20 protein-coding genes, 1 pseudogene and 1 riboswitch are annotated in these 20,220 nt (G+C 71.8%); of the genes and pseudogenes, 13 read left to right on the forward strand and 8 right to left on the reverse strand.

What is annotated here, in order from left to right:
- Window positions 1–92 precede the first annotated feature (92 nt).
- The 6 genes and pseudogenes from OG299_RS28105 (at window position 93) to OG299_RS28130 (ending at window position 5,335) form a co-directional block, all read left to right on the forward strand.
- The gene (locus OG299_RS28105) at window positions 93–824 is read left to right on the forward strand and encodes a lysophospholipid acyltransferase family protein (protein WP_266633600.1); all 732 of its coding nucleotides are present in this window, start codon (window positions 93–95) and stop codon (window positions 822–824) included.
- Window positions 825–882: 58 nt separating this feature from the next.
- Window positions 883–2,094 (forward strand): MacS family sensor histidine kinase, encoded by a 1,212-nt coding sequence (gene macS / locus OG299_RS28110; RefSeq protein WP_327362987.1) that lies wholly within the window; start codon window positions 883–885, stop codon window positions 2,092–2,094.
- 50 nt (window positions 2,095–2,144) lie between these two features.
- Window positions 2,145–2,789, forward strand: coding sequence for a response regulator (locus OG299_RS28115; RefSeq protein ID WP_048480546.1), 645 nt, complete (start codon window positions 2,145–2,147; stop codon window positions 2,787–2,789).
- Window positions 2,790–2,966: 177 nt separating this feature from the next.
- On the forward strand, window positions 2,967–3,995 hold the full coding sequence (locus OG299_RS28120) for a 6-phosphofructokinase (protein WP_327362988.1): 1,029 nt from the start codon (window positions 2,967–2,969) through the stop codon (window positions 3,993–3,995).
- An 89-nt stretch (window positions 3,996–4,084) separates the two neighbouring features.
- A pseudogene (locus tag OG299_RS28125) lies at window positions 4,085–4,981 on the forward strand (2-hydroxyacid dehydrogenase); the annotation flags it as partial.
- Window positions 4,982–5,050: 69 nt separating this feature from the next.
- Window positions 5,051–5,335, forward strand: coding sequence for a hypothetical protein (locus tag OG299_RS28130; protein WP_327362989.1), 285 nt, complete (start codon window positions 5,051–5,053; stop codon window positions 5,333–5,335).
- Window positions 5,336–5,377: 42 nt separating this feature from the next.
- Here the strand turns inward: OG299_RS28130 and OG299_RS28135 are convergent, their stop codons facing one another.
- Complete coding sequence (locus tag OG299_RS28135) at window positions 5,378–7,273, reverse strand: anthranilate synthase family protein (RefSeq protein ID WP_327362990.1); 1,896 nt, start codon at window positions 7,271–7,273, stop codon at window positions 5,378–5,380.
- 256 nt (window positions 7,274–7,529) lie between these two features.
- Between OG299_RS28135 and OG299_RS28140 the strand changes: the two genes are divergently transcribed.
- Together OG299_RS28140 and OG299_RS28145 are read left to right on the forward strand one after the other, a co-directional pair.
- Entirely contained in the window at window positions 7,530–8,894 is a 1,365-nt protein-coding gene (locus tag OG299_RS28140) for a class II 3-deoxy-7-phosphoheptulonate synthase (protein ID WP_405703465.1), read from the forward strand.
- Window positions 8,895–9,049: 155 nt separating this feature from the next.
- A complete protein-coding gene (locus tag OG299_RS28145) occupies window positions 9,050–9,289 on the forward strand; it encodes a (2Fe-2S)-binding protein (protein WP_266630022.1) in 240 nt (79 codons plus the stop codon).
- 30 nt (window positions 9,290–9,319) lie between these two features.
- Here OG299_RS28145 and bfr read toward each other — a convergent pair whose 3' ends face one another.
- Window positions 9,320–9,799, reverse strand: coding sequence for a bacterioferritin (bfr, locus tag OG299_RS28150; RefSeq protein WP_030291847.1), 480 nt, complete (start codon window positions 9,797–9,799; stop codon window positions 9,320–9,322).
- A 201-nt stretch (window positions 9,800–10,000) separates the two neighbouring features.
- On the opposite strand from bfr, the gene OG299_RS28155 reads away from it, so the two are divergent.
- A complete protein-coding gene (locus OG299_RS28155; RefSeq protein ID WP_327362991.1) occupies window positions 10,001–10,633 on the forward strand; it encodes a sulfite oxidase-like oxidoreductase in 633 nt (210 codons plus the stop codon).
- Between the two features lie 64 nt (window positions 10,634–10,697).
- On the opposite strand, the gene OG299_RS28160 is transcribed toward OG299_RS28155, so the two are convergent.
- The 6 genes from OG299_RS28160 to thiO form a co-directional block, all read right to left on the reverse strand.
- On the reverse strand, window positions 10,698–11,240 hold the full coding sequence (locus OG299_RS28160; RefSeq protein WP_327362992.1) for a DUF4396 domain-containing protein: 543 nt from the start codon (window positions 11,238–11,240) through the stop codon (window positions 10,698–10,700).
- 78 nt (window positions 11,241–11,318) lie between these two features.
- Window positions 11,319–12,176, reverse strand: coding sequence for a deoxyribonuclease IV (locus OG299_RS28165; RefSeq protein WP_405706500.1), 858 nt, complete (start codon window positions 12,174–12,176; stop codon window positions 11,319–11,321).
- A gap of 18 nt (window positions 12,177–12,194) precedes the next feature.
- Window positions 12,195–14,111 carry a Stk1 family PASTA domain-containing Ser/Thr kinase gene (gene pknB, locus OG299_RS28170; protein WP_266630031.1) on the reverse strand — a complete coding sequence of 639 codons (1,917 nt, stop codon included), beginning with the start codon at window positions 14,109–14,111 and terminating at the stop codon, window positions 12,195–12,197.
- A 233-nt stretch (window positions 14,112–14,344) separates the two neighbouring features.
- A complete protein-coding gene (locus OG299_RS28175) occupies window positions 14,345–15,139 on the reverse strand; it encodes a thiazole synthase (RefSeq protein WP_327362994.1) in 795 nt (264 codons plus the stop codon).
- A gap of 5 nt (window positions 15,140–15,144) precedes the next feature.
- Complete coding sequence (thiS, locus tag OG299_RS28180) at window positions 15,145–15,345, reverse strand: sulfur carrier protein ThiS (RefSeq protein WP_053785183.1); 201 nt, start codon at window positions 15,343–15,345, stop codon at window positions 15,145–15,147.
- Window positions 15,342–16,523 (reverse strand): glycine oxidase ThiO, encoded by a 1,182-nt coding sequence (gene thiO, locus OG299_RS28185; RefSeq protein ID WP_266630037.1) that lies wholly within the window; start codon window positions 16,521–16,523, stop codon window positions 15,342–15,344. The genes thiS and thiO overlap by 4 nt, the downstream gene beginning before the upstream one ends.
- A riboswitch (TPP riboswitch) is annotated at window positions 16,521–16,633 on the reverse strand. (Overlaps the previous gene by 3 nt.)
- 103 nt (window positions 16,634–16,736) lie before the next feature.
- Here thiO and OG299_RS28190 point away from each other — a divergent pair.
- The 4 genes from OG299_RS28190 (at window position 16,737) to metF (ending at window position 20,193) form a co-directional block, all read left to right on the forward strand.
- Window positions 16,737–17,957: an NAD(P)/FAD-dependent oxidoreductase gene (locus OG299_RS28190; protein ID WP_327362995.1), complete on the forward strand. Its 1,221-nt coding sequence runs from the start codon at window positions 16,737–16,739 to the stop codon at window positions 17,955–17,957.
- A gap of 69 nt (window positions 17,958–18,026) precedes the next feature.
- Window positions 18,027–18,392, forward strand: a complete 366-nt coding sequence (locus OG299_RS28195) for an Rv2175c family DNA-binding protein (protein WP_266630041.1) — start codon at window positions 18,027–18,029, stop codon at window positions 18,390–18,392.
- 128 nt (window positions 18,393–18,520) lie between these two features.
- On the forward strand, window positions 18,521–19,183 hold the full coding sequence (thiE, locus tag OG299_RS28200; protein WP_327362996.1) for a thiamine phosphate synthase: 663 nt from the start codon (window positions 18,521–18,523) through the stop codon (window positions 19,181–19,183).
- 92 nt (window positions 19,184–19,275) lie between these two features.
- The gene (gene metF, locus OG299_RS28205) at window positions 19,276–20,193 is read left to right on the forward strand and encodes a methylenetetrahydrofolate reductase [NAD(P)H] (protein WP_266630045.1); all 918 of its coding nucleotides are present in this window, start codon (window positions 19,276–19,278) and stop codon (window positions 20,191–20,193) included.
- Window positions 20,194–20,220: the final 27 nt, after the last annotated feature.

A 20,220-nucleotide genomic window follows, 5' to 3' on the forward strand; every position in this document is an offset into this window, starting at 1 on the left:
ACCGACCAGGGTCGTCGACCGCTCACGCCCGAGCCAGGGGATATGGTCTGTTCGACAGACACAGGAAGGCTTTCGAGTTGATCTACGGCGCAATGAAGTTCTCCATCGGGGGTTCCCTGAAGCTCGCCTTCAGGCCGTGGGTGGAGGGCCTCGAGAACATTCCCGCCGAGGGGCCGGCGATCCTCGCGAGCAACCACCTGTCGTTCTCCGACTCCTTCTTCCTGCCGGCCGTGCTGGACCGGAAGGTCACCTTCATCGCGAAGGCGGAGTACTTCACCTCCCCGGGCGTCAAGGGCAAGCTGACGGCCGCCTTCTTCAAGGGCGTCGGTCAGCTCCCGGTGGACCGCTCCGGTGCGCGCGGTGCGGGCGAGGCCGCGATCCAGAGCGGCATCGACGTCATCGAGCGCGGGGAGCTGTTCGGTATCTACCCCGAGGGGACGCGTTCACCCGACGGCCGCCTCTACCGCGGCAAGCCCGGCGGTCTGGCCCGGGTGGCCCTGGCCACCGGTGCGCCGGTGATCCCCGTGGCGATGATCGACACGGAGAAGATCCAGCCGCCCGGCAAGGTCGTCCCGAAGCTGATGCGCCCGGGCATCCGGATCGGCAAGCCGCTGGACTTCAGCCGCTACCAGGGCATGGACAACGACCGCTTCATCCTGCGCTCGGTGACCGACGAGGTCATGTACGAGATCATGAAGCTCTCCGGCCAGGAGTACGTCGACATCTACGCGACGGCCGCCAAGCGCCAGATCGCGGACGCGGAGAAGGCCGAGAAGGCCGCCAAGGCCGCCGCCGAGAAGAGCGCAGGCAAGAGCGCCGAATAGCGGAGCAGGGCGGGCAGGCGGGCAGAACGGGCGGCACCGCCCGCACGGGGTGGGGGAGATGGCGAAACGCGAACGCGTCGTGCGCATGTCGGTCGAGCAGCCGCTGTGGCGGGCCCTGACGGCCTACCGGCTGATCACCATGGTCTACGCGGCCCTGCTGTTCGCCTCGGCGTACAAGGACTTCGACCGCCCCTGGGTTGCGGCCGGCTACCTCGCCGTGCTCGCCGTCTGGACCGTGGCCACCCACCGCAAGGTGGCGAACGCCGTCAGCTGCACCAAGCGGTTCCTCGGGGCCGACCTCACCGTCGCCCTCGTCGGGATCCTGCTCACCCCTGTCGCGGACACGTACGAGCGGATCGCCGCGGGCGGCCCCACCCTCCCCAGCATCTGGACGGCGGGCTCCGTCCTCGCCTTCGCGATCAAGGGCGGCTGGCGCTGGGCGGGATTCGCCTCGACCTTCGTGGCCGCGGCCAACGTCCTCGTCCACGGCGGCAATCCCACCCGCGACACCCTGCACAACGTGCTGCTGGTCTGGGTCGCCTCCATCGCCATCGGGTACGTCGTCGAGGTCGCCCGGGCCAGTGAGGCCACCCTCGCCCGAGCCCTGGAGATCGAGGCCGCCACCCGCGAACGCGAGCGCCTGGCCCGCGACATCCACGACGGGGTCCTCCAGGTCCTCGCCATGGTCCAGCGGCGCGGCACCGAGCTGGGCGGCGAGGCCGCCGAGCTCGGCCGGATGGCCGGGGAGCAGGAGGTGGCGCTGCGCACCCTGGTCTCCAGCGGGCTGCTGCCCACCTCCCGGATCTCCCGCGACGAGTCGCTCGGCGCGCTGGTGGACGCGTACGACGTGGAGGAGCCCGGCGCCGACGAGGGCGAGCTGGATCTGCGGACCCTCCTCGCCCCGCACGCAGGATCCCGGGTCAGCTTCGCCGAGCCGGGCACGCCGGTGCTGCTGCCGGTGCCCGCGGCCAAGGAGCTGGCCGCCGCGGTCGGCGCCGCCCTCGACAACGTGCGCAAGCACGCCGGGGACGGGGCCAGGGCCTGGATCCTGGTCGAGGACTGGGGCGACGAGGTGATCGTGACCGTCCGCGACGACGGCCCCGGTATCCCGGCGGGCCGGCTCGACCAGGCCGAGGGCGAGGGCCGGATGGGCGTGGCCCTGTCCATCCGCGGCCGGCTGCGGGACCTCGGCGGCAGCGCCGAGCTGGTGTCCGTCCCCGGGCAGGGCACCGAAGTGGAACTGAAAGTACCTAGGGGGAGAACCCAGTGAGCCAGACCGACGCGCCCAACGAGCCGAACGAGCTCGGCGCGATCAAGGTGATGGTCGTCGACGACCATCCGATGTGGCGGGACGCGGTCGCCCGCGACCTGGCCGCCGCGGGCTTCGACGTGGTCGCCACGGCCGGCGACGGCCCCGAGGCGGTCCGCCGGGCCGTGCCCGCCGCCCCCCACGTCCTGGTCCTCGACCTCAACCTGCCGGGCATGCCCGGGGTGCAGGTCTGCAAGGAGCTCGTCGGCGCCAACCCCGCGCTGCGCGTCCTGGTGCTGTCCGCCAGCGGTGAGCACGCCGACGTCCTGGAGGCCGTGAAGTCCGGCGCGACCGGCTACCTGCTCAAGTCCGCGGGCGCCCAGGAGCTGATCGACGCGGTCCGCCGCACCGCGGCCGGCGACCCGGTGTTCACCCCGGGCCTGGCCGGGCTGGTGCTCGGCGAGTACCGGCGCCTGGCCACCGACCCGGCGCCCGCCGCCCCCGACGAGCCGAAGGCCCCGCAACTGACCGACCGGGAGACCGAGGTGCTGCGGCTGGTGGCCAAGGGGCTCTCGTACAAGCAGATCGCGGAGCGCCTCGTCATCTCCCACCGCACGGTGCAGAACCATGTGCAGAACACCCTCGGCAAGCTCCAGTTGCACAACCGGGTGGAGCTCGTCCGGTACGCGATAGAGCGTGGCCTCGACGACGCGTAACAGGGGACGCGCACGGTGTCGTACGTCGTACTTACGTCCTCGTACGAGTGAACGGGGGGACGCAACGCCCCGTAATTCCACCGGAATTGACCCTTCGCAGGCCCTTGCTGTGACCTGAGTCACCACTAGCGTGACCGTCATGCGGGCTCGGTGGGCCCTGTGGCGAAGGGAAATTCCATGAAGGTCGGAGTGCTGACGGGCGGCGGCGACTGCCCGGGGCTCAACGCGGTGATCCGGGCCGTCGTCCGCAAGGGCGTCCAGGAGTACGCGTGCGAGTTCATCGGCTTCAAGGACGGCTGGCGCGGCGCGGTCGAGGGGGACGTCGTCCCGCTCGGCATCTCCGCCGTCCGCGGCATCCTGCCGCGCGGCGGCACCATCCTCGGCTCCTCGCGGACCAACCCGTTCAAGCAGGAGAACGGGGTCCGGCAGATCAAGGAGAACCTCGCGAAGTACGATGTCGAGGCCCTCGTCGCGATCGGCGGCGAGGACACGCTGGGCGTGGCGGCCAAGCTGTACGGGGAGTACGGCATCCCGTGCGTCGGCGTCCCGAAGACCATCGACAACGACCTGTCGGCCACGGACTACACCTTCGGCTTCGACACGGCGGTGGGCATCGCCACGGAGGCCATCGACCGGCTGCACACCACGGCCGAGTCGCACATGCGGGTGCTGGTCGTCGAGGTGATGGGCCGGCACGCGGGCTGGATCGCCCTGCACTCGGGGCTGGCGGGCGGCGCCAACGTCATCCTCATCCCGGAGCAGCGCTTCGACGTGGACCAGGTGTGCGCGTGGGTGACCTCGCGGTTCAAGGCGAGCTACGCGCCGATCGTGGTGGTCGCCGAGGGGGCCATGCCCAAGGACGGGGAGATGGTGCTGAAGGACGCCACCACCGACTCGTTCGGGCACGTCCGGCTGTCGGGCGTGGGGGAGTGGCTGGCCAAGGAGATCGAGGCGCGGACCGGCAAGGAGGCCCGGACCACGGTGCTCGGGCACATCCAGCGCGGCGGCACGCCGAGCGCGTTCGACCGGTGGCTGGCGACGCGGTTCGGGCTGCACGCGATCGACGCCGTGCACGACGGTGACTTCGGGAAGATGGTCGCGCTGAAGGGGACGGACATCGTGCGGGTGCCGATCGCGGACGCGACGGCGAGGCTGAAGACGGTGGACCCGGCGCTGTACGAGGAGGTCGGGGTGTTCTTCGGCTGAGCCGGAGCGGGCGAGCGGGCTGTGGGTCGTATCGGGCCGCAAGGTGACGAAACGACCCATGGTCCGTTTCCTCTGTCTTCTTCTGTCTTCTCGGCGAGGACACCGCCCCGATCGCGGCCGGGTACGAGATCGTCTCGTCGAGCGTGAACGCGGAGCTGCACGGGCGCGTGCTGCGGACCCTGGCCGGGGGCGGGACGAAGATGATCGCCCAGCGGTCCACCGGCTTCAACAACATCGACCTGGACGTCGCCCGGCAGCTCGGCATCACCGTGAGCCGGGTCTCGTACTACTCCCCCTACTCCGTAGCCGAGTTCGCGTGGACGCTGGCGATGGCCGTGAACCGGCGGATCGTCCGGGCATCGAACCGGACGCGGGATTTCGACTTCCGGCTGAACGGGCTGATGGGCCGCGACATGCGGGGCCGCACCGTGGGCGTGCTCGGCACCGGCAAGATCGGCGAGGCGTTCACCCGGATCGCGCACGGCTTCGGCATGAACCTGCTGGGCTGGGACGTCGTGCAGAACCCGGCGTGCGTGGAGCTGGGCATGAAGTACGTGGACAAGGAGGAGCTGCTCACGTCCGCGGACCTGGTCAGCCTGCACGTCCCGCTGCTGGAGTCGACGCACCACGTCATCGACGCGGCCGCACTGCGGATGATGAAGGACGACGCGATCCTGGTGAACTCCAGCCGCGGCGGGCTGATCGACGCGGAAGCGCTGGTGTCGGAGCTGCGGTCCGGGCGCTTCGAGGGGGTCGGGCTGGACGTGTACGAGGCGGAGGCCGGGCTGTTCTTCCTGGACAAGTCCCTGGAGGCCGTCGAGGACGACACCCTGGCACGCCTGATCACGTTCCCGAACGTGCTGGTCACCTCGCACCCGGCGTACTACACGCACGACGCGGTGGGTCAGATCGTCGAGACGACGGTCCGGAACGTGGTGGACTACCTGGCGGGGCGGAGGTCGGAGAACACGCTGTCCCCCGAGTGACGGGAGTTCGTGCGGAGTTCAGGCCGGCGCCATGTGCGCGGCGCGGGTGCATGGCCTAGATTCGGCCGCGTGGACATACCTTTCTGGGGCCGTTGGATCTTGGTGGCCGCCGCCGCCGTACAGCTCGTGTACGCCCTGCGGGCCCTGCGGCCCGCGCTGCGTTCCCGGCCCGGGGAGAAGGCGGACGCGTGGCTGGCGTTCGCGGATCCGGCCGTGGGCGCGCCGGTGTCGCTGGCGCTGGCCTTCGGGAACATGACGCTGGTCCTGGCCGGTCTGGCCGTGCTGGGCCCGATCCTGACCTGGCAGCTGGCGCGGAGGATCCTGTCCCGCCGCACGAGGCCGGGCCCGGCCTGACGCCCCCCCGCTGCGCGGGGCAGGGCCCCGCGCAGCGGTCACCTAGACCGTGGCCGTCGTCACCGCGACCAGGAGCTCGCGGAGCAGGTCGGCGCCCCGGAGGGTGAGGATCGATTCCGGGTGGAACTGGACACCTGCGAAGGCGGAGGCGCGGAGGGCGTGGACCTCGGCCGTCGCCGGGTCGCGCGAGATCTCCACGCCCCGCTCCGCCAGGCGCGCGGCCTGCTCGTCGGGGCAGTGCGCCGTGTACGTGTTGTAGAAGCCCACCACCTCTTCCCTCCCGAAGAAGTCGATCCGCGTCTGCGCCCCCTGCGCCGGCTCCGCCTTGCGGATCAGCGGCAGGCCCAGCTCCGCCGCCAGCAGTTCGTGCCCCAGGCAGACCCCGAGCAGGCCGCGGCGGTGCCCGGCCAGCAGTGCGCCGGCCAGCCCGCGCAGCATCCGCATCTTCGGGTCGGCCGCGTCCGCCGGATTCCCCGGCCCCGGGCCCAGGACGACCGGGCCGGTCCAGGACAGGGCCGTCTCCCGCAGCCCGGGATCGTCGTAGCGGCGTACCGTCACCTCCAGCCCCGTCACCCGCAGCACATGGGCCAGCATCGCCGTGAAGGTGTCCTCCCCGTCCACCACCAGCGCGTGGCCGACCCGGGCCGGCGGCCGGTCCTGCATCCGGAGCCAGAACGGCGCCAGGTCCTGGCGGCGCGCCGCCAGGGCCGCCTGGACCCGGGGGTCGGCCGCGAGGCCGGTCGCCCCGAACGCCGGCCGCGGGGCCGCCGGGCGGACCCCGAGCGCGGCCAGTACCCCGGCCGCCTTCGCGTGCGTCTCCGCGACCTCGCCCGCCGGGTCCGAGTGCCGGACCAGCGTGGCGCCCACCGCCACCCGCAGCGCGCCGTCCGCCGCGATGTCCGCGGTCCGGATCAGGATCGGGGAGTCCAGCGTCTGGGACCCCGAGGCGTCCACGCCCAGCAGCGCCAGCGCCCCCGCGTAGTAGCCGCGCCCGCCGGCCTCGTACCGCTCGATCACCCGGCAGGCGTTCTGCACCGGCGAACCGGTCACCGTCGCCGCGAACATCGTCTCGCGCAGCACCTCCCGTACGTCCAGCGAGGACCGGCCGCGCAGCTCGTACTCGGTGTGCGCGAGGTGCGCCATCTCCTTCAGCCGCGGACCGACGACGGCCCCGCCCCGGTCGCCGACCGTGCACATCATCTTCAGTTCCTCGTCCACGACCATGGACAGCTCCTCGGTCTCCTTGCGGTCGCCGAGGAAGGCGAGGAGGGACTCGGCCGTCGGGCCCCCGGCCGGATAGCGGTAGGTCCCGCTGATCGGGTTCATCACGACCGTGCTGCCGGACATCCGCACGTGCACCTCGGGGCTGGCCCCGACCAGCGTCCGGTCACCGGTGTGCACGACGTACGTCCAGTACGCACCCCGCTCGCCCAGCAGCAGCCGCCGGAACAGCGCGAGCGCGTCGGCCCGCCCGAAGCCGTCGATCCGGCCCTCGTACGTGCGCCGGATGACGAAGTTCGCGCCCTCGCCGCGGCCGATCTCGTCCCGGATCACCCGCTCGACGGTCGCCGCGTACTCCTCGTCGGGCACGTCGAAGCCGCCGGCCTCGACCCGCACCGGGTGGTCCGGCAGCGCGGCCAGTGCCTCCGCGAGGGGGACCTCGTACGCCTCCTCGGCGGCCAGCACGCTCAGCGGCGTGCCGTCGTCGCGTACGTCGAACCCGCGCTCGCGGATCTGCCGGAACGGGACGAGGGCGAGGGTGGGCAGCTCCCGTACGGGCAGCTCGGCGAGGAGCCCGGCCTCGTGGACCGGGCCGGTCAGCACCTCGACGGTGTCGTGGTCGCGGCCGGGGGTCCGGCGGCGCAGCAGGGCGAACGGCGGGCAGGAGTCGTCGAGCAGCTCGAGCAGGCGGCTGGGCGCCGGGCGGCTGGTATCCATGGGGCGGGCGTCCTTCTCCATCGGAGGGGTGAAGAGGAGCGGCCGGGCCCGGAAAGCACCGAAGGCCGCCCCTCGGGCGGCCTTCGCGTCGTGCGTGTCAGTGGGTACGCGCGAGAAGTGGGCCGCCGGGAGCGGGCCACCACCAGTTCTGGTTCGAGAGCGCGTACATGCCGTCGACGATAGCCCACCCGCACCCGCAGAGACACCCGTCTCACGGAGTGGGCACCGGGCTGGACGTGACGCAAGACGCCGTAATGTGTACGAGGTGACCGTGAACGCTGAAACCCAAGCCCCCGCCGCCAAGGCGACCTGGCGAGACCTTCCCGCGGCGCAGCAGCCTTCGTACCCCGATGCCGAGGCACTGCGCGCTGTCGTCGCGGACCTCGAGTCGTATCCTCCGCTCGTTTTCGCGGGCGAGTGCGACCAGCTGCGCGCCCGTCTGGGAGCCGTCGCCAAGGGCGAGGCGTTCCTGCTGCAGGGCGGCGACTGTGCCGAGGCCTTCGACGCCGTGTCCGCCGAGCACATCCGAGCCAAGCTGAAGACGCTGCTCCAGATGAGCGCCGTCCTGACGTACGCGGCCTCCGTGCCGGTCGTCAAGGTCGGCCGCATCGCCGGCCAGTACTCCAAGCCGCGCTCCAAGGACACCGAGACCCGCGACGGCGTCACCCTGCCGACCTACCGCGGCGACTCCGTCAACGGCTTCGCCTTCACCGAAGGGGACCGGATCCCGGACCCCGAGCGGCTGAAGCGCATGTACCACGCGTCCGCGTCGACGCTGAACCTGGTGCGCGCCTTCACCACCGGCGGTTACGCCGACCTGCGCCAGGTGCACGCCTGGAACCAGGACTTCGTGAAGTCCTCCCCGTCCGGGCAGCGCTACGAGCAGCTCGCGCGGGAGATCGACAACGCGCTGAACTTCATGAAGGCGTGCGGTACCGACCCGGCCGAGTTCAAGGCCGTCGAGTTCTACGCCTCCCACGAGGCGCTGCTGCTCGACTACGAGGGCGCGCTGACCCGCACCGACTCGCGTACCGGCAAGCTGTACGACACCTCCGGCCACATGGTCTGGATCGGTGAGCGCACGCGCCAGCTGGACCACGCGCACATCGAGTTCTGCTCGCAGATCTCCAACCCGATCGGCATCAAGCTCGGCCCGACCACCACGGTGGACGAGGCGCTGACGTACATCGACCGCCTGGACCCCGAGCGCGAGCCGGGCCGGCTGACCTTCGTCGTCCGCATGGGCGCCGACAAGGTCCGCGACAAGCTCCCCGAGCTGGTCGAGAAGGTCACGGCCTCGGGCGCGACCGTCGCCTGGGTCACCGACCCGATGCACGGCAACACCTTCGAGGCGGCCTCCGGCCACAAGACGCGCCGTTTCGACGACGTGCTCGACGAGGTCAAGGGCTTCTTCGAGGTCCACAAGGGCCTCGGCACCCACCCGGGCGGCATCCACGTCGAGCTCACCGGTGACGACGTCACCGAGTGCGTGGGCGGCGGCGACGAGATCTTCGTCGACGACCTGCACCAGCGCTACGAGACGGCCTGCGACCCGCGGCTCAACCGCAGCCAGTCCCTGGACCTGGCCTTCCTCGTCGCGGAGATGTACCGCGATCAGTAAGTAGCTTCGTACGACGGTGGGGCACGGATCGATGTGATCCGTGCCCCACCGTCGTTCTCAGGGCTTTTGGGCGAGCCTCACTTTGGGTACGGTTAGGTAAGCCTCACCGAATAGGGGATGGCTGCAGAACCATTCCTGCCAGGGAGGTGAACCGCGTGTACGTCTGCTCTTGCTTCGGGATCACCGACAAGCAGGTCAAGGATCACGCGGCCGCCGGGGCCTGCACCCCCCGCCAGATCGCCTCGGTCACCAAGGCCGGCACCGACTGCGGATCCTGCGTGCGCACCATCCAGGGCATCCTGGGCCGCGGGGCCTGCCCGCGCCGGGAGCTGCTGGAGAAGGGCAACGCGGCAGCCGTGCTCGCCGTCGACCCGGAGCTCGCGGAAGCCGCGTAAGGCGTCGGGCCCGCAGGGTATCGCTGCGGCTCAGCTCTCCGGCTGCTCGATCAGCTGCGCGATGTAGAGCGGCTCCCCGATGCTCTCGATGAGCTCCAGCTGGGTGTCGAGGTAGTCGATGTGGTGCTCCTCGTCCCCCAGGATCTCCTCGAAGAGGCGCGCCGAGGTCACGTCGCCCTTGCCGCGCATCACCTCGATCCCGCGCTTGAGGCGGTCGATTGCCTCGACCTCGACCTGCCGGTCCGCCTGGAACATCTCCGTCAGGGTCTGGCCGACCCGTACGTGGAAGAGGCGCTGGTAGTTCGGCAGCCCGTCCAGCATGAGGATGCGCTCGGTGATCTTGTCCGCGTGCTTCATCTCGTCGATGGACTCGGCACGGGTGTAGTTCGCGAGCTTGGTCCAACCCTTGTTGTCCTGGATCCGGTAGTGGAGCCAGTACTGGTTGATCGCCGTGAGCTCGCCGGTCAACTGCTCGTTCAGAAACTCGAGGACCTCGGGGTCGCCCTGCATCGCAGAGGCTCCTTCCAGGCAATGTCAGCTGTGTGACGGGTCTGGGGGTACTTCCCGGCCGTGGCTGGGGGAGTGCGCGCATCCTTGCACCGCCGCAGGGGAGCGTCCAGTAAGTGCCTCCTTAGTGTGAGTTGCCGTGACTTGCCCGTATAGGGGCATACCTGGTCGTGACCACCCCGCCACGTCTGTCACCATGGAGGCATGGGTCAGCCGGAAAGCCGGGAATCTCCGGGAGCAGAGCAGCTGGAGCTTCCACCGGGGCAGCGGTTGCAGCGAGGCTGGCCGGTCACCCACTACGGCCCGGTCCCCAAGTTCAAGCCCGACCGTTGGGAGTTCCGCGTCTTCGGAGCCACCGCCGACGGTGACAAGCGCTGCTGGAACCACGAGGAATTCACGGCCCTGCCGTTCGAATCGGTCGTGGCGGACCTGCACTGCGTGACGAAGTTCAGCATGCAGGGCGCCGAATGGGGCGGGATCCTCGCCCGCGACATCCTCGCCCTGGCGCCGCCGTCGCCGCAGGTCACGCACGTGATGGTGTGGGCCGAGTACGGCTTCAGCTCCAATCTGCGGCTGGCCGACTTCGCCTCCGACCGGACCGTCTTCGCCACCCACGAGGGTGGTGAACTGCTCACCGCCGAACACGGTTTCCCGGTGCGGCTCGTGGTCCCGCACCTGTACGCCTGGAAGGGCCCGAAGTGGGTCCGCGGCGTCGAGTACATGACCGCCGACCGCCGCGGCTTCTGGGAGGAGCGCGGCTACCACAACATCGGCGACGCCTGGCGCGAGCAGCGCTACTCGTACCAGGAGGAGCCGGGGGACGGCCCCGAGATCTAGGCGTCTCTTTCGGATCTCGTCGGCGAGGCGTGATCCGAAAGAGACGGCCTGGCCCGGCCGACCTTCAGCGGTGGTAGCGGTGCACGATCGCGTGGCCCTTGCCGCGGCCGATCAGCCACTTGTTGACCGGCGTCGTGACGACGAAGGCGAGCGCGAGCGAGATCGCCAGCACGATCCAGAACAGCGCGTCCGCGAGGTGCGCGTCCATCGCTCCCGGCCACAGCGCGATCACGCCGTTGTCGATCAGTTCCATGACGGCGATCGAAAGAGTGTCCGCGGCCAACGCCACCCGGACGGCCGTACGCAGGTCCACGCCGGCGGCGAGGATCCCGCGCAGGGTGAGGGCGTAGCCGAAGAAGAACGCGAGGACGATCGCCAGGATCGTCGTCCCAACGTTTCCCCAACCCAGCGCCGTGCCGATGACCATGCCGAGCACCTCGCCGATGGCGCAGCCGGTGAGGCAGTGGAGGGTGGCCTTGGCCGCCACGGCCCAGCTCGCCTTGCCGTGGCCGTGGCCGTGGCCGTGGCCGGTGCCTTGGCCGCCGTGGTCGCTGTCGTGGTGCTGGTGGTGGGCGTCGTGCTCGTGGTGTGCGTGCGCGTGTTCCATCGGAACCCCCTGGGAACGCCGGACTACGGTCCTGCAGTGAGCAGAACCGTATACCCCCCAGGGGTATTCCTCAACGGATCAGTGGAGCTCGCGCAGCTCCTTCAGCAGCGCCACGTCCGCCGCGTGGCCTTCCTTGCCGCCCGGCGTCTCGATGATCAGCGGGACGCCCTCCGTCGCGGGGTGCGTGAACAGCTCGGCGAAGGCGTCCCGGCCGATGTGGCCCTGCCCGATGTTGGCGTGGCGGTCCTTGTGGGCGCCCACGCCCTCCTTCGAGTCGTTCGCGTGGATCAGCTTCAGCCGCCCCTGGCCCACCGTGTCCACCAGCAGGTCCAGCGTCTGCTTGGCGCCGCCCGGCTCCGCCAGATCGTGCCCAGCGGCGAAGATGTGGCAGGTGTCCAGGCAGATCCCGAGCTTCGGGTGGTGCTCCAGGGCCTCGAAGTACGGGCCGAAGTCCCACGTCCGCGAGCACAGTGAGGAGCCCTGCCCGGCCGTGGACTCCAGCAGCAGGAACGGGTCGTCGTCGTGCACCAGCTCGTCCAGCAGCGGCAGCATGTGCTCCCTGACCTGCGCGTACGCCGCCTCGCGCGGGCGTCCTCCGGTCGCCGAGCCGGTGTGGACGACCACCCCGAGCGCACCGATCTCCCGGCCGCGGCGCAGCGAGTGCCGCAGCGACTCCACCGACTTCTCCACGGTCGCCTCGGTGTGCGAGCCGAAGTTGATCAGGTACGGCGCGTGCACGTACGCCGGGACCGACCCGGCCGCGCACCCGGCCCGGAACAGCTCGTCCTGCGCCGGGTTCCCGACCGGGGTGGCCCAGCCGCGGGGATTGGCCACGAAGACCTGGACGGCCTCCGCACCCATCTCCCGCGCGTACGTCAGCCCCACCGAGGCGAGCCCGCCGGCGACGGGGACGTGCCCGCCCACCGGATTGCGCATGGCCTGGTCCATCCGCCGCTACAGCCCCTTGGTCCGCAGGACGATCGTGCTGCCCTCGGGGGCGCTCTGGCCGCCCGGCACCGACTGGGCGTCCACCGTGTTGCTGAAGGCCAGGAACGGGCGCTCCACCTTCACCTTGAAACCGGCTGCCTCCAGCGTCCTGCGGGCCACGTCCGCCTCCTGGCCGGTCACGTTCGGCACCGGGATCTGCCGGGGGCCCTTGGACACGGTGAGCGTCACCGTGTCACCCGTCGCGGCCTGCGCTCCGGCGCCGATCGACTGGTTGGCGACCGTACCGGCCGGGAACGGCGAGTTGACCTGCTCGGCGGCCGTCTCGACCTTGAGGCCGGCGTCCTGGAGGGTGGCCCGTGCCTGGTCGAGGGGGCGTCCGGCCACGTTCGGCACCTGCACCGGCCGGCCCTTGCTGACCAGGATCGCGACCGCGGTGTCGGTCGGCCGCTTCTGCCCGCCCGTCGGGTCGGTACTGATCACCGAGCCCTGGGCGATGTCCTGGCTGAACGCCTGGGTGACCAGGCCCGGCGCCAGACCGCTCTTGGTCAGCTCGGCCTTCGCGTCCTCCAGCGTCGTGCCCTTCACATCCGGTACGACGACGACCTCCGGGCCGCGCGAGACCGTGAGCACGACCGCGCCGTTGCCGCGGATGCGCTTGCCGCTCGCGGGGTCGGAGTTCATCACCGTCCCGCGGTCGAAGGCGTCGCTGAACTTCCGGTCGATCCGCTTCACGCCGAGGCCGGCCGCGGACAGCTCGGACTTGGCCTGCGCCTCGGTCTTCCCGAGCAGGTTGGGGACCTTCGTGAACTGGCCGGCGTTGATGTACCAGACCCCGGTGCCCAGACCGAGCGCGAGCAGCACCCCGGCGATCACGAGCAGCGTGCCGCGCCGCGGCCTGCGCGGAGCCGGCGGCGCCGCCTGGGCCGGTGCGGGCTCCGGGCGGTCCGGGAGCTCCAGCCGGGAGGTGAGGTTCACGGGCGGCTGCGCCGCGACGGGCCGCGGGATCACGCCGGTGCGGTCCTCGGTGGCGCTCCGCGTCCCGGCACGCGCCTGCGGCGGCACGGCGTCGAGGTCGGCGTCACTGAGCACCGCGCGGGCGTCGAGGGTCAGCCCGAGCAGGGCGGCGGCGTCGGAGGGGCGCAGCTCCGGATCGCGGGCCGCGGCGTACGCGACGAGCTGGTCCAGGACGCCCGGCAGCCCCGGGACGGCGGCCGACGGCTGCGGCACGTCCTCGTGCAGGTGCTGGTAGAGCACCTGGGCGGGAGTGGCGCCGGAGTGCGGCTTGGAGCCGGTGAGCATCTCGTACAGGACGACACCGCAGGCGTAGACGTCCACGCGGGTGTCGCCGCTGCCGCTCTCGATCTGCTCGGGGGCGAGGTAGGAGACGGTGCCGAGGACGGAGCCGGTGGTGCTGGTGACCGAGTCGACGGACCGGACCAGCCCGAAGTCCGCCACCTTGACCCGGCCGTCGTCGCCGATCAGGACGTTCTCGGGCTTCATGTCGCGGTGCACGAATCCGGCCCGGTGGGCGGCGCCGAGCGCGGCCAGGACGGGCTCGAGGATGTCGAGGGCGGCGCGGGGCTGGAGCGCGCCGCGCTCGCGGAGCACGTCGCGCAGGGTGCAGCCGGAGACGTACTCCATGGCGAGGTACGTGTACGGCCCGTCGGTGCCCTGGTCGAAGACGGCGACGACGTTGGGGTGCGCGAGGCGGGCCACGGACTTGGCCTCGCGGATGAACCGGTCGACGAAGCCGCCGTCGGCGGCGAGCGCCGGGTGCATCACCTTCAGCGCGAGCACGCGGTCGAGGCGGGTGTCGACGGCCCGGTAGACCGTGGCCATCCCGCCGGCCGCGATGCGGGCGTCGACGCGGTAGCGGCCGTCGAGTGTCTGCCCGACGAGGGGGTCATCCAGGGTCGTATCCACCCGGCGATTCTACGAGCGTGGGTCGGAGTCCTGTCCCGGGTGGTGGTTTGTTGCAGCGCAGCTGTGACGTGTGGGTTCGGCTTCGCTGGTCAGGCGGGGTGCGGTAGCCCGCTGTGTGGGGTTTTTCTCCCCGCGAACGCCGGCGGGCCGGAAGATCCGGCCCGCCGGCGTTCGAGGACCGGGGGCGCGGGAGCCGTCCCCCGCGACGGCGCCGCACCCGGCAGCGGACGCGGTCAGAACGCCGGGCGTTCCGGGTCGAGGGTGGCGCGGCCCTCGGTCGGGGACGAGGCCTCCGCGAAGCGGCGCTGCGGGATCCGGCCCGCGCGATGGGCCAGGCGGCCCGCCGAAACCGCGTCGCGCATCGCCGCCGCCATCAGGACAGGGGCCTGCGCCCGCGTCACCGCCGAGGCCAGCATCACCGCCGCGCAGCCCAGCTCCATCGCCAGGGCCACGTCCGACGCCGTGCCGGCTCCGGCGTCCAGGATCACCGGAACCCCCGCCCGCTCCGCGATCAGCTCGAAGTTGTGCGGGTTGCGGATGCCCATCCCCGAGCCGATCGGAGACCCCAGCGGCATGATCGCCGCACAGCCCACGTCCTCCAGCTTGCGCGCGAGCACCGGGTCGTCGTTCGTGTACGGAAGGACCGTGAAACCCTCGTCCACCAGGGTCTCCGCAGCGTCCAGCAGTTCCACCCCGTCCGGCAGCAGGGTCCGCTCGTCGGCCACGACCTCGAGCTTGATCCAGTCCGTGCCCAGCGCCTCCCGCGCCAGGCGCGCCGTCAGCACCGCCTCGCCCGCCGTGAAGCACCCCGCCGTGTTGGGGAGCACGGAGATGCCCAGCCGGGTCAGCACCGACAGGACCGAGCCCTGGACCGTCGGGTCCAGCCGGCGCATCGCCACCGTCGTGAGCTCCGTACCGGACGCGATCAGCGCCCGTTCCAGGATGTCCAGGCTCGGCGCCCCGCCCGTCCCCATGATCAGACGGGACGAGAAGGTCCGGCCGGCCAGCACGAAAGCGTCGTCTGCCATCGCGCTCAGCCTCCCTGCACGGCGGTGAGGATCTCGACCCGGTCGCCCTCGCCCACCGGCGTGAGCGGCCACTGTCCGCGCGGGACCACCGTCTCGTTGAGTGCGGCCGCGACGCCGGACGGGGCCGCGGTCAGGATGGCGACCACCGCGTCGAGGGTGGTGCCGGCCGCGACCTCGCGCGGCTCGCCGTTGACGGAGATGGTCATGCGTACGACTCCTGACGTGCGGCGTTGAAGCGGCGCGGGGTGAACGGGCGGGCGATCTCCGGGAGCGCGCCGGTGGTCAGCAGCTCCGCCATCACGTCGCCGGTGAGCGGGGTCAGCAGCACCCCGTTGCGGTAGTGCCCGGTGGCCAGGTGCAGGCCGGGCAGTTCGGTCGGGCCGAGCAGCGGGGCGTTGTCCGGGGAGCCGGGCCGCAGCCCCGCGAGGGTCTCGGTCAGCGGCAGTTCCGTGATGCCGGGCACCAACTCGTGGGCATCGCGCAGGAGTTCGTACACGCCGCCCGCGGTGACCGTGGTGTCCCAGCCGAGTTCCTCGCTGGTGGCTCCGATGACGAGCTCGCCGTTCTCGCGCGGGACCAGGTACACGTGGCTGCCGCGGACCACCGCCCGTACCGTCCGCGAAAGGAACGGCGCGTACGCCGCCGGCACCGCCAGCCGCAGCACCTGCCCCTTCACCGGCCGCACGGGAGGCAGCACGTCCGGCGGTACGCCGGCCAGCCGGCCGCTGAGCGAGCCCGCGGCCAGCACCACCTGGTCGGCGCGCAGCTCCGTACCGTCGTCGAGCAGGGCGCCGACGGCCCGGTCGGCGGTGGTCAGCAGCCGCTCCGCGTTCGCCCGGCGGATCTCCACGCCGGCGCCCTCGCAGGCGGCCAGCAGCGCGGCCGCCAGCCGGCGCGGGTCGACCTGGTGGTCGCCGTCCACGCGCAGGCCGCCGCGCACGCCCGGGGCCAGCATCGGCTCCAGGCGGCGGCACTCGCGGCCGGTGAGCCACTCGGACTCCAGGCCGCAGCGCCGCTGCAGGGCGTGCAGCTCGCGCAGGTGGAGCCGGTCGTCGGCGTCGAGGGCGACGGCGAGCGTGCCGCAGGCGCGGTAGCCGAGGTCCATCCCGCCGCTGGCCTCGGCCAGCTCGGCGGCGAATTCCGGGTAGCGGGCTGCGGAGGCGAGATTGAGGCCCAGCAGGGTCTCCTCGCCGTAGTGCAGCTCGGTGACGGCGGCGAGCATGCCCGCCGCGACCTGCGCGGCGCCGCCGCCGGGCGCCGGATCGGCGAGCACGGTCCGCAGCCCGCGCCGGGCCGCCCGCCAGGCGGTGACCAGGCCGATGATCCCGCCCCCGATGACGAGGACGTCGGATCCCCTGGCGGATCCCTTCCGAGATGAGTGCATGGGCGTCCAGCCCCTCCCTTCGCCGGCATGACCCGGATCAGGTTCGTACGGTCGGAGGCCGTCCAGCCTCCCTCTCAGCCCGGTGCGCCCGGACTCCCGCGATAGGTACGACGGCCAGACTAACCCCGGCGCCGGGGCCGGGTAAGGCTGCCTCCCCGGCCGCTCCCCGGGCTGCTGTACTTGATGGAGCGTCAGATCGCTAGGCTGGGCGGTGTGAGCGAGCAGACGGAACAGACACAGAGCGGCGTCGTCATCGTCGGCGCCGGAATGGCCGGGGTGCAGACCGCGGTCGCGCTGCGGGAGCAGGGCTGGAGCGGCCCCGTGACCCTGCTGGGCGCCGAACCCCACCAGCCGTACGACCGGCCCCCGCTGTCCAAGGCGGTGCTGCTCGGCAAGGCCGAGGACTCCGCCTTCGACGTCGACTTCGAGGGGCTGGGCATCGAGCTCCGGCTCGGGGTGGAGGTCACCGGGCTGCGGGCCGCCGAGCGCGAGCTGGACACCGAGGCGGGACCGGTCCCGTACGAGGTGCTCGTACTGGCGACCGGCGCCGAACCGCTGACCCTGCCCGGATCCGAAGGCGTCCAGGGCGTGCACCTGCTGCGCACCCTGGACGATGCGGCCCGGCTGCGCCCGGTGCTGGCCCAGGCGCCGGCGACCGTGGTCGTCGGGGCGGGCTGGATCGGCGCCGAGTTCGCCACCGCCGCGCGCGAGGCGGGCTGCGCGGTGACCGTGGTCGAGGCGGCGGACCGGGTGCTGGCCGGGGCGCTGCCCGCGGAGGTCGCGGCCCCGATGGCCCGCTGGTACGAGGAGGCCGGGGCCGCCCTGCTGACCGGCGCCAAGGTGGCCTCGGTGGAGTCCGGGCGCGTGCTGCTCGCGGACGGCCGGGAGCTGCCGGCCGGCGCGGTGGTCGTGGGCATCGGGGCCCGGCCCGCGACCCGGTGGCTGGTGGACTCGGGGGTCGGGCTCGGCCCGGACGGCGCGGTCACGGCGGACGAGTACCTGCGGACCTCCCTGCCCGGGGTGTACGCGGTCGGCGACTGCGCGTCGTTCCCCTCGGGGCGCTACGGGGCGCGGCTGCTGGTGCACCACTGGGACAACGCCCTGCAGGGGCCGCGCGTGGTCGCGGCGAACATCGTGGCGGGGGCTCCGGCGCAGGTCTACGACCCGGTGCCGTACTTCTGGTCGGAGCAGTTCGGGCGCTTCGTGCAGTACGCGGGGCACCACGCGGGGGCGGACGAGCTGATGTGGCGCGGCGACCCCGCCGAGGCGGCGTGGTCGGTGTGCTGGCTGCGGGCCGGGGCGCTGGTCGCGGTCCTGGCGGTGGGCCGGCCGCGGGATCTGGCACAGGGCCGCAAGCTGATCGAGACGGGCGCCCCGGTGGACCCCGCGAAGGTCTCCGACCCCGCGACCCCGCTGAAATCGGCCCTCGTCTAGCGGGGCGCGCAGACCCGGACGGGTCGGCTCGGGTACCGGGTGTCGGTCCGAGGTGGCAGGCTTGTGCTCGTGACCGAGATTGACGCAAAGATCGATGCCCTTGTCCCCGCCTGGCTGTACCTCCCCGACATCGCGGAGATGCTCGACATCGAAGTGACCAAGGTTCGCCAGCTGGTCAAGGAAGGTCAGCTGCTCGCGGTGCGCCGCGGCGAGAACCGTTCCCTCCAGGTCCCCGCGGCCTTCATCGACGGGGACAAGATCGTCAAGGGCCTGGTCGGCCTGCTGACCGTACTCCGCGACGACCGCTTCACCGACGCGGAGATCCTGGAGTGGCTGTTCACCGCGGACGACAGCCTGCCCGGCACTCCCGTCCAGGCGCTGAGCGAGAATCGCGGCACGGAGGTGAAGCGCCGCGCTCAGGCGCTCGCCCTCTGACCCGAGAGAGTCGAGAGACCCGGGCGACCGGGGCAACCCGGCGGCCCGGGTGATCCGAGCCGCCTGATCCATCCGCGGTGCGCGGGCCCTGGACGGCCCGTGCACCGCATCCACCCCGGGGGGTACCCATGTCCGTGATCGTGTCCGCGAGCGCCCAGCTGTCCGACGCCCGGCTCTACCTGTGCACGGACGCCCGCAAGCGGCAGGGAGACCTCCCCGAGTTCCTCGACGCGGTCCTGGCCGGGGGCGTGGACATCGTCCAGCTCCGGGACAAGGGCATGGAGGCCGGCGAGGAGCTCGAGCACCTCCAGGTGTTCGCCGAGGCCGCCCGCCGGCACGGCCGGCTCCTCGCGGTGAACGACCGGGCCGACGTCGCCCACGCCATCGGCTCCGACGTCCTGCACCTGGGCCAGGGCGACATCCCGGTGCCCGCCGCCCGCGCGATCCTCGGCGACGGGGTGCTCATCGGCCGGTCCTGCCATGCCGAGTCCGAGGTCGACGCCGCCGTCGCCGAGCCGGGCGTGGACTACTTCTGCACCGGCCCCTGCTGGCCCACCCCCACCAAGCCCGGCCGGTACGCCCCCGGCCTCGGGCTGGTCCGGTACACGGCATCGCTGGCGCAGGCCCGCCCCTGGTTCGCCATCGGCGGCATCGACGCCGGCAACCTCGACGAGGTCCTCGACGCCGGAGCCACCCGCGTCGTGGTCGTCCGCGCGCTGACCGAGGCCTCCGACCCGGGTGCGGCCGCCGCCGACCTGGCCAAGCGGGTCCGGGAGCGCGTTTCCGCCTAAGCCTCCCCGGGCCACCCGTGCAGGTGTCCAAAAACGTGTCCAAAAGGCGGACACGGCTTCGGTGACCACGAACGCGCGTCTAACCTGCCCGTATGGCCCTTGGTACCGCTTCCACCCGTACGGACCGTGCACGCACGGTCCGTGACCTGCTGGCGTCCGGGAGCCGGTCGTACTCCTTCGAGTTCTGGGCCCCCAAGACGGAGAAGGGCGAGCGCAACCTCTGGAACGCGCTGCGCCGGATCGAGGCGGTGGGCCCGAGCTTCGTCTCCGTGACCTACGGGGCCGGCGGCTCCACCCGCGGCGGCACCGTCAAGGCCACCCAGCAGATCGCCGCCGACACCACCCTGACCCCCGTCGCGCACCTCACCGCGGTCGACCACTCCATCGCCGAGCTGCGCAATGTGATCGGCCAGTTCGCCGACGCCGGCATCCGCAACATGCTCGCCGTGCGCGGCGACCCGCCGGGCGACCCGATGGGCCCGTGGGTGGCGCACCCCGAGGGCGTGCACTACGCCGCCGACCTGGTCCGGCTGCTCAAGGAGTCCGGCGACTTCTGCGTGGGCGTCGCGGCCTTCCCCGAGATGCACCCGCGCTCGCAGGACTGGGACACGGACATCCGTCACTTCGTGGACAAGTGCCGTGCCGGCGCCGATTATGCGATCACCCAGATGTTCTTCGATCCGGAGAATTATCTGCGGTTGCGCGAAAGCGCCGAGAAGGCGGGCTGCGAGACCCCGATCATCCCCGAGGTCATGCCTGTTGTGGGCATCAAGCAGCTCGACCGATTGCCACAACTCAGCAACGCAGTCTTCCCCGCAGCCGTGAAAGAGCGCATGCTCGCCGTCAAGGACGATCCGGCCGCTGTACGCTCCATTGGGATCGAGTTCGCCACGGAGTTCTGCGCGCGGCTGCTGTCCGAGGGTGTACCGGGGCTGCACTTCATCACGCTGAACAATTCCACGGCGACTCTCGAGATCTACGAGAACCTGGGCCTGCACCAGCGGGCCTGATCGGCCGGCTCCCGTTTTCCTGGGCGG

The organism is Streptomyces sp. NBC_01296 (assembly GCF_035984415.1).
In the GTDB taxonomy this organism is placed as follows: domain Bacteria; phylum Actinomycetota; class Actinomycetes; order Streptomycetales; family Streptomycetaceae; genus Streptomyces.